General features: G+C 70.9%; 5 protein-coding genes. 3 read left to right on the top strand and 2 right to left on the bottom strand.

Annotation, left to right across the window (positions count from 1 at the left end; all coding sequences use genetic code 11):
- Positions 1 to 82: 82 nt before the first annotated feature.
- Positions 83 to 853: an SDR family NAD(P)-dependent oxidoreductase gene (locus tag ACIA77_RS25640; protein ID WP_395888499.1), complete on the bottom strand. Its 771-nt coding sequence runs from the start codon at positions 851 to 853 to the stop codon at positions 83 to 85.
- Between the two features lie 154 nt (positions 854 to 1,007).
- On the opposite strand from ACIA77_RS25640, the gene ACIA77_RS25635 reads away from it, so the two are divergent.
- On the top strand, positions 1,008 to 1,457 hold the full coding sequence (locus tag ACIA77_RS25635) for a MarR family winged helix-turn-helix transcriptional regulator (RefSeq protein WP_395888498.1): 450 nt from the start codon (positions 1,008 to 1,010) through the stop codon (positions 1,455 to 1,457).
- A 51-nt stretch (positions 1,458 to 1,508) separates the two neighbouring features.
- Here the strand turns inward: ACIA77_RS25635 and aspS are convergent, their stop codons facing one another.
- Positions 1,509 to 2,723 (bottom strand): aspartate--tRNA(Asn) ligase, encoded by a 1,215-nt coding sequence (gene aspS / locus ACIA77_RS25630; protein WP_395888497.1) that lies wholly within the window; start codon positions 2,721 to 2,723, stop codon positions 1,509 to 1,511.
- A gap of 454 nt (positions 2,724 to 3,177) precedes the next feature.
- Between aspS and ACIA77_RS25625 the strand changes: the two genes are divergently transcribed.
- Both ACIA77_RS25625 and ACIA77_RS25620 read left to right on the top strand, forming a co-directional pair.
- Positions 3,178 to 4,455, top strand: a complete 1,278-nt coding sequence (locus ACIA77_RS25625) for an MFS transporter (protein ID WP_395888496.1) — start codon at positions 3,178 to 3,180, stop codon at positions 4,453 to 4,455.
- Complete coding sequence (locus tag ACIA77_RS25620) at positions 4,452 to 8,033, top strand: hypothetical protein (RefSeq protein ID WP_395888495.1); 3,582 nt, start codon at positions 4,452 to 4,454, stop codon at positions 8,031 to 8,033. The genes ACIA77_RS25625 and ACIA77_RS25620 overlap by 4 nt, the downstream gene beginning before the upstream one ends.
- Positions 8,034 to 8,056: the final 23 nt, after the last annotated feature.

Below are 8,056 nucleotides of genomic sequence, written 5' to 3'. Positions count from 1 at the left end.
GCTGCGGCATCTCGACACCGTTGTTCAACTTCAGTACGGGAACGCTGGTCAACTCACAAACCCTTCTGTCCGAACGAAAAACTCACGGAACGATCGAATTCGCGACCCCGCCGTCGACGCGCAGGGCGCCGCCGGTGGTCGCCGCGGCCTGGTCGGAGGCGACGTAGGTGATGAGGTTCGCCACCTCCTCCGGGCGGATCAGCCGGCCCAGCAGCGAGGTCGGCCGGTCGTTGGCCATGAACCTCCGCTCCGCCTCGGCGAAGTCGAGGTCCGGGTACAGGCTTCGCACGAACTCGCGCACGCCTTCCGTCAGCGTGGGTCCGGGCAGCACGCTGTTCACGGTGACGCCGGTGCCGGCCACCTCCTGCGCCATGCCGCGCGAAAGGGCCAGCTGAGCCGTCTTCGTCATACCGTAGTGGACCATCTCGGTCGGCGTCTGGATCGCGGACTCGCTGCTCACGAAGATCACCCGGCCCCACCCGCGCCGCGTCATCCGCGGCGTGTAGTGCCGCGCCAGGCGCACGCCCGAGAGGACGTTGACCTGGTAGATGCGCAGCCACTCCTCGTCCGGGATCTCGAACACGGGCGTCGCGGCGAAGATGCCGGTGTTGTTCACGAGCACGTCGACGTCCGGCACCTGCGCCACCAGTTCGGCGACGCCTTCGGCGGTGCCGACGTCGGCGGCGATCCCGCGCGCGCCGAGCCGCTTGGCGACCTCGTCGACGCGGTCGGCGTTGCGGCCGTTCACGACCACGTCGGCGCCCGCGGCGGCCAGCGCGGCCGCCGTCGCCTCGCCGATGCCCGCGGTCGAACCGGTGATCAGGGCGATACGCCCGCTCAAGTCGATCTTCATCGGGACGACACCCCTTCCTGCTTTCGCGAGTACAGTGTCATCAGACGGTTACGAGCGTCGGCAATACTTGCACGCGCGGTTATTTGCACACGCTCGATATTGCCTGACGGAAGAACCACTCGCAACCGCGAGCGGTCGCGAGAAGGGGTGAACAGTGTCACTGGCTGACGACGCCGTGGAGGCCCGCGCTCAGGGCTGGCGCACTCTGGCCGCGTTGCACGCGCGCATCGAAGACCGGCTGCAGCGCGAACTGGAGCGCGACCACGAGCTGTCCGTGAGCGAGTACACGGTGCTCGACGTGCTCGCCCGCCAGGACGGCTTCCACCTGCGGATGAACCAGCTCGCCAACGCCGTGGTGCTCAGCCAGTCGGCGACCACGCGGCTGGTGACCCGCCTCGAGGACCGCGGCCTGCTGGCCCGCTACCTCTGCCCGACCGACCGTCGCGGCATCTACACCGAGGTGACCGTCGGCGGGCGCGCGCTGCTCGACGAAGCCCGCCCGACGCACGACGCGGCACTGTCGGCCGCGCTCGCCGAGGCGGAGGAGCTTCCCGAGCTTGCTCCGCTCGTCGGTGCGCTGGGGTCGCTCGCCTTCGCCAAGTAGCCCGGGACGGTGTCACCTTCCCCCGGAGGCGACACCGTCCACTGAGGCCGGTCAGGGCGTGAGCCGGTGGAGGTCGCGCGGGAACAGCGTCGTGCCGCGGACGTTGGGCACTTCGAGCACACGCGCGACCCACCGCTCGAGTCCGATGGCGAACCCGCCGTGGGGCGGCATGCCGTGGGCGAACGCGGCGAGGTAGTCGCGGTAGTCCGGGGCTTCATCGCGGAGTGCTGCAAGGTAGTCGGCGTGGTGGTGGAGGCGTTGGCCGCCCGTGACGAGCTCGAGGCCGCGGAAGAGGAGGTCGAAGCTGTTGGACTTCGCGGGGTCGTCCGGGGCGGGGTGGGTGTAGAAGGGGCGCTTGGCCATCGGGTAGCCGGTGACGAAGAGGAATTCGGAGCCGTGGGTGGTCTTGGCCCACTCGCCGAGCCGGCGTTCGTCCTCGGGCGCGAGGTCGGGTTCGTCCTTGTGCAGCATCGCTTGTGCCTCCGCGAAGTCGATGCTGGGGATTTCCTCGGGGACCCGCAGCCCGACCGCTTGCGCCATCTCGGCGACGACGTCGCGCAGCACGGCCATCACGTCCCGGTGGTCGGTGATGAACCCCAGCTCCGCGTCGAGGCTCGTGTACTGCGCCAAATGTCGCGCCGTGTCGTGCGGCTCGGCGCGGAACACCGGCCCGACTTCGTACACGCGCTCGAACACGCCGACCAGGATCTGCTTGAACAGCTGCGGTGATTGCGCGAGGTAGGCGGGTTTGCCGAAGTAGTCGAGCTCGAACACGTTCGCCCCCGATTCGGTGCTGGTGGCGACGATCTTCGGCGTGTGCACCTCGGTGAAGCCCCGCGTGTCGAGCGCGGAGCGGAAGGCCTTCACGCTGGCCGCCGCGATTTCGTGGCGCCGCTTGAGTTCCGGGTGCCTCAGCGCGACGGCCGCGTTGTCGAGCACCGTCGGGAGCGTGGCCGGGATGGTGGGCCGGTAGAGGTCGAACGGCGGCCGCCGGGTCGGTTCGGAGAGGACGCGGATCTCCGGGTTGATGACCTCAACGCCTTGCGGCGCCTGCGGATTCGCCACGACTTGGCCGGTGACTTCGATGACGGTCTCTTCGGTGAGTGGTGGGGTGGTGGCAACCACCACCTGGGCCGATCCGGACCGGTCCCTGATCACCAGGAACGTCACGGACTTCAGTGCCCGCCGGCGGTGGACCCAGCCGGCGAGGCGGACGGTGGTGCCGACGTGCGCGGGCAGGTCGGCAGCCAGGGTGCGAGAAAACATCGGCTCTCCTCGAGCGAACTCGGCGACCCCTTGGGAGTGCGGGCGAGAAGGGAACTCGCGGTACCACCGCACCTTCGCCGCCGGCGCGGGCCGGCGGCCTCGAAGAGCCCGGTGACGGGGGGCGGCCGGCGGGGCATTTCCTCCCCGCACTCGGGAGGGTCTTCGCGGCGGGGCCGCGGCGCCGCCCTCGCACCGTCGGCGGCTCGCTGGGGTCGCGGATCCCCGCGCTACTCGTCTCCGTCAGCGCGTTGCGCCCAACGTAGAACCGCCGTGGGACCGCTGTCGCGTGAATTAACGCGCAGTGATCTGGTGGACACCGAACGCGGCCGAGTGGCAATGAAACGATTCATGACGGCTGTTAGAGACAAACCGGTGGTTGTGCAGACATGTGACCGCCGTTACTCTCCTCCGTTAATACGTTTCAACCCCGTCAACGAAGACGAGGAGAGTGCACATGACAGCTCCGGAAGCGGTGGGGGCCGCCACGGCCACGGGTGACGACAACACCGTCACACGACAGCAGTGGAAGTGGTCGGTGCTGGCCGGGATGGCGTCCTACCTCGACGCGGGATCGATCGTCGCGCTCGGGTCCGGCCTCGCGTTGTTCCAGGCGTACCTGGGCCTGAGCAGTGGCGCCGTCGGCGTGCTGGCGGCGATCGGGCCGAACGCGATCGGCTGCGCGCTCGGCGCGTTCGTCGGCGGGCGACTGGGTGACCGGCTGGGCCGCAAGCGCATCTACAAGTACGACCTGCTCGTCTACGCGCTCGGCGTGTTGTGCATCGCGCTCGCGGTGAACGCGCCGATGTTGTTCATCGGCACGTTCGTGGTCGGCGTCGCGGTGGGGGCCGACGTGCCGACGTCCCTGGCGCTCGTCGGGGAGTTCTCGCCGTCGAAGCACCGCGGGAAGCTGCTCAGCTTCACGCAGATCGCGTGGAACGCGGGCCCGGTCGTGGTGCTGCTGCTGGCGCTGGCACTGTCCGGTTTGGACCTGCTGGGCATCCGGATCGTGTTCCTGCACCTGGTGGTGGTCGCACTCGTCACGTGGGCGTTGCGCCGCGGGCTGTCCGAATCCGCACGCTGGCAGTCGGCGAAGTCGCAGGGCACCGCCGCGTTCAAGGCGATCTTCCGCGGCAACAACCTGCGCGCACTGGCCTGGACCGCCACCGTCTACGTCTTCTGGGGTCTCGCCGCCGGCACGGCCGGCCTGTTCACGCCGTACATCGTGCAGACGCTGCACGCGGGCGGGCAGGCCGCAGGCGTCGCGCTGTCGTGCGCCGGGTTCGTGATCGGCATCCTCGCCACGATCCCGTTCATGCGCTACATCGACCGCGGCTACCGCACCCGTCGCGTCCTCTGGGGCGCCGGGTCGATCATGCAGGTGGCCAGCTACGCCGTGTTCTTGTTCCTGCCGTTCAGCGTGCCGGTGATCATCGTGAACATCGTGTTGTTCGGCATCGGCGCGGCGATCGCGGGTGAAGCCGTGTACAAGATCTTCAGCCAGGAGCTGTTCCCGACGCTGCTGCGCGGCACCGCGCAGGGCTTCACCTTCGGCGTTGCGCGCACCGTGCTCGGTGTGTGGAGCTTCTTCGTGCCGATGCTCGCGGGCGCCGGGATCGGCATCATCGCCGCGCTGCTCGTGGCCTGCCTGGTGATCAGCGGCGCCGTCGGGTTCTTCTTCATGCCCGACACGTCGGGCAAGTCCCTGGAGCAGATCGAAGCGGAGCGCGCATGAGCTCCGACGAGCTGCTGCGGCGGTTCCACGCGCCCGGTCCCGAGTACAGCCCGCTGCCGATCTGGTGGTGGAGCGGCGCACCCGTGACCCGCGAGCGCCTGCGCCGCCAGCTGGAACGGCTCGTGGAGCAGGGCGTGCGGCAGGCGGTGGTGATGTGCCTCGCCCCGACCGGGCCGATGTTCGGCTCGGTCGCCGACGATCCGCCGTTCCTCAGTCCACAGTGGCTCGAACTCCTCGACGCGGCCTGCGCCGACGCCGCGGAGCTCGGGTTCCACCTTTGGATGTACGACCAGATCGGCTTCTCCGGCGCCAACTTCCAGGGCCGGCTCACCGCCGAGCACCCGGAGTACGCGGGGCTCGCGCTCAACCGCGACGCCACCGGCATCCACGCGGAGGTCAGCGGCTTCGACTACTTCGGCGTCGAAGCCTGCGCCGCCCTGCTGGAGCAGGTGCACGGCACGCTGAAGCGGCACGTCGGGCGCTGGTTCGGTTCGGTGATCCCGGGCTTCTTCCAGGACGAGCTGCCCGCGATGCCCACGTGGGGGCACGACTTCGCCGCGACGTTCGCCGAACACCACGGTTACGAACTTCCCTTGCAGTCGTTGTTCGAAGGCGAACACGCGGAGTCCGCCCGCCACCGCCGCGACTACCACGACCACCGCGCGCGCCTGGCCCGCCGGGCGTTCTTCGACCCGCTCGACCGGTGGTTCGCGGAGCGCGGTCTCCTGTGCGGTTTCGACCAGGCCAGCCCCGCGCGCGAAGGCGACCCGATCGGTGGCGTGCAGGTCTACGGCGACTACCTCGGCACGCATTCGGGCTTCGGCGCCCCAGGCAGCGATCACTGGGGCGACGCGAAGGTCCACAGCTCCCTGGCCCACGCCCACGGTGGCCCCCGCACGTGGATCGAGGCGTTCCACTCCTCGGGCTGGGGCGGCACGCTGGAGGAGACCTACGACTGGCTCGCGCCGTTCCTGCGCCGCGGCGCCAACCTGTACGACCCGCACGCCGTGTACTACTCGACCGCGGGCGGCTGGTGGGAGTGGGCGCCGCCGTCGACGTGCTGGCGGCAGCCGTACTGGCCCGCCTACCACCAGTTCTCGACGGCCGTCTCGCGGTTGTGCTCGGTGCTCACCGCCGGCGACCACGTGTGCGACACGATCCTGCTGTCGCCGACCTCGACGGCCCAGGCCTACCTCACGCTCGACGGTCCGCTGCCGCCCGCCGAACGCGCCGCCGCGTGTTACCACGAGCTCAACGGTGTGAGCGCGTGGTTCGCCGAACAACGCGGTGTGCTGGAACAAACAGGAATCGACCACGACGTGCTCGACGAAGCCACGATCGCGGGCGGTTCGGTGGTCGGTGCCGGGCTGCGGATCGGCCGGGAGACCTACCGGACGGTGGTGCTGCCGGACGTCACCGTGCTGCACCCGGACGCCGCGGCGAAGCTCGCCGAGTTCGTCGCCGCCGGTGGTCGAGTGGTCAGCGTGGGGAACGCGCCGCTGCCGGGGACCACGGTCGTCGGCTCGGCGGCCGAAGTCCCCGGGGTACTGGGCGAAGGCGCGGTGCGGGCCGACGCGCCGTTCCTGCTCCGCCGGTGCGGTGACGTGTACGTCCTGCTGCTGACCGCTCACGACGACACCACCGGCACGGCCGCGCCGATCATGCGGCTGCCGGACGACAACTGGGCGGCCCAGGGGTTCCCGTGGGAGGAGTACTGGCGCCGGCTCCGCGAGGACGGGTACGACTTCGTGCCGCCGGGCGACCGCGTCGCGCACGTGCAGACGACGGGGCTGCCTTCGCGGGCCCAGCGCTGGGATCCGCGGACCGGCCGCCGCCGCGAACTGTCCGGTTCGGACGGTGCGTTCACGGTTCCGTTCGACGGGCCCATGACGCTCGTGGTGTTCGGCGAGGACCTCCCGCCCGCTGATGACCGGCCGCTCGGTGCGGTTACGTCGGTCGTCGAGGTCGACGGGCCGTGGCGCGCGCTCGCGGAGTCCACTCTGGACAACTCCGACGGCGACCTCGCCGCGGCCGCGCGCACCGGGACGTTGCCGATCGAGGTCTGGCGGTTCGAGCACGAGACGGGCCCGGTGCTGGCCACGTACGGCCCGTTCGCCGAAGTCCGGGACCCCGGCGGGCAGTGGCGGCCGGCCGAGTGGTCGCTCTCCCGCGGCATCCGCAAGGACCCGTTGCACAACGACACGTTGGGGCCCAAGGGTTACGTGCCTGAGGAGTTCCTCGACTGGCGCCACGTGCCGGCCGGTGGCCGGGTCGCCGTCCGCATGCACCTGGCGATCCCGGACCGGACGGGGCTGTTCCTCGCCGTCGGTTCGGGCGCCGCGCGGCGCGTGGTGGTCGACGGCGCCGAGTTGCCCGCGCCGGAACCCGGCTACCAGTCGTTCAGTCCCTTGCCGGCTGGGACGGCGGGCCGCACGGTGGCTGTCGAGATCGAGTTCACGGCGGCCCGCGACGGGGTGGTGCGCGCGTCGTTCGCCCTCGTCGCCGATCCGGACGCGTACCGGCGGCCGGAGTGGCTCGTGGGTGAGGAGCTCGTGCGCACCTTCACGCTCGCCGAGATCCCCGCCGACACCGTGGTCCACGTCGCCAGCGAAGGCGCGTGCCGCGTGTTCGTGAACGACAAGGAGGTCGGCAAACAGGGCGACTTCAACCCGTACCCGGGCCACCGCGAGATCCGCGTGCACCCCTACGACGTGCGCTCACACCTGCGCGCCGGCGAGAACACGCTGCGGCTCGCGCTGACGGCCGACGCCGCGGCCACCCTCGACGCCCCGGGGCTGGGGTTGCTGAGCGGCCCCACGTGGCGTTCGGCCGGCCTGCGCCGCGACCACCCGCGCGACCCGCGGTTCGTGTGCGCCGGCCCGCGCCCGCACCCGCTGCCGGGCGCGCACTGGCTGGAACCCGGTGCGGCACAAGGGCAAGTCGTGCTCGGTGTGGTCCCGGACTTCGCGCCCGGCGGTGACCGCACGGAACACCTCACGTTCCCCGCCCCGCTCGGCACGACAGCCCTGACGATCCCGACCACGCTCGACGTCCGCGTTTCCGTGGCCGACGCCGAGTACAAACCCGTCGACGGCCGGGTTTTGCTGCCCGCGCCCCTGGCGGCGGGCACCCCGATCCGCCTCACGTTCACCGCCACCGACGGCCGCCGCGGCGGCGCCCTGCTCGACGCCGCCGTGCAAGTCGAGGTCGCCGAGACGGAAACATCGCTGGCCCCGTGGGAAGACCTGGGGCTGCGCGCCCTCGGCGGCCTCGTCCGCTACCGCACCACGATCACCGCCCCGCCCGGCCGCGTGGTCCTCGACCTCGGCTCGGTCCGCGGCACCGCCGACGTCCTCGTGAACGGCGACCTCGTCGACCGGCTCGTGTGGGGTCCGTGGCGCACCGAGATCACGGACTCCCTGCGCCCCGGGGAGAACACCCTGGAACTCGTGGTGCGTGGCACCCTCGCCGGTTACCTCGACGACGCCTCGCCCACCACGGCGGTCGCGGCCGGCCAGGTGCGTACCGGCCTCTTCGGCCCGGTCCGGTTGGTGGCCTGCGAAGCGGATGACTGGTGACGCTGGGGGCTCGCGGGTGCGGA

Origin of the sequence: Amycolatopsis sp. NPDC051903 (genome assembly GCF_044452505.1) — a bacterium.
In the GTDB taxonomy this organism is placed as follows: Bacteria; Actinomycetota; Actinomycetes; order Mycobacteriales; family Pseudonocardiaceae; genus Amycolatopsis.
The sequence above is the reverse complement of the archived record's forward strand: the minus strand, read 5'-3'. Positions and strand labels throughout refer to the sequence as shown.

Coding starts and splice junctions, on each gene's coding strand:
- ACIA77_RS25620 (WP_395888495.1), top strand. CDS start 4,452: ATGAGCTCCGACGAGCTGCTGCGGCGGTTCCACGCGCCCGGTCCCGAG.
- aspS (WP_395888497.1), bottom strand. CDS start 2,723: ATGTTTTCTCGCACCCTGGCTGCCGACCTGCCCGCGCACGTCGGCACC.
- ACIA77_RS25640 (WP_395888499.1), bottom strand. CDS start 853: ATGAAGATCGACTTGAGCGGGCGTATCGCCCTGATCACCGGTTCGACC.
- ACIA77_RS25625 (WP_395888496.1), top strand. CDS start 3,178: ATGACAGCTCCGGAAGCGGTGGGGGCCGCCACGGCCACGGGTGACGAC.